The organism is Salinicola halophyticus (assembly GCF_003206695.1).
In the GTDB taxonomy this organism is placed as follows: Bacteria; Pseudomonadota; Gammaproteobacteria; order Pseudomonadales; family Halomonadaceae; genus Salinicola; species Salinicola halophyticus.
Window position 1 is genome coordinate 1 of the sequence record NZ_PZJN01000021.1, and the last position, 799, is coordinate 799.

1 protein-coding gene is annotated in these 799 nt (G+C 63.6%); it reads left to right on the forward strand.

Going from position 1 to position 799, the window contains the following annotated elements; translation table 11 throughout:
* Window positions 1-245: 245 nt before the first annotated feature.
* On the forward strand, window positions 246-799 hold a 554-nt coding region (locus tag DOM58_RS17410), incomplete at its 3' end, for an Ig-like domain-containing protein (protein WP_188113836.1).

Consider the following 799-nt stretch of genomic DNA (forward strand, 5'->3'; position numbering starts at 1 on the left):
ACGACGGAAGAGAACGCCGTCCTCAGCGGCCAGGTTCCGGCGGCAAGTGACGTCGATGGCACCATCGCCAGCTACGCGCTCGACACTGGCGTGGGTCAGGGCAACGGCAGTCTCAGCTTCAACGCCGACGGCAGCTACAGTTTTACCCCCGGCACTGACNNNNCTATACCGCTACCGATAACGACGACGGGGTCAGTGCACCGAAGGCTGTCACCATTACCGTCACCGGCACCAACGACGCCCCGGTGGCCGTCGCCGATACCCGGACTACGGGCGAGAACGCTACTCTCAATGTCGCCGCGGTCCAGGGCGTGCTGGCCAACGATAGGGATGTCGATGGCGGCCCGCTGAGTGTCAGCGCGGTCAACGGTGTAACAGGTAGCGTGGGGCAGGCCGTCAATGGCTCCAACGGCGGCAACTTCACGCTGAACGCGGATGGCTCCTACAGCTTCAATCCGGGCACGGCGTTCGATCGCCTGGCCGCGGGTCAGACCGATACCACTAAAGTCAGCTACACCGTCAGCGATGGCCAGGGTGGCACCGCCACCTCGACGCTGACCGTAACGGTGACCGGCACTAACGACGTTCCAGTGGCCGTCGCTGATACCCAGACTACCGGCGAGAATACCGTCCTCAGCGGCCAGGTTCCGGCAGCGAGTGATGTTGATGGGACGGTCGCCGGTTACAACTTGGCGACGGATGTCGGTACCGGCGATGGTTCGTTGACGTTCAATGCCGACGGTTCCTATAGCTTCGTCTCCGGCACCGACTTCGACAGTCTGGCTGCGGGCGAGAGCCG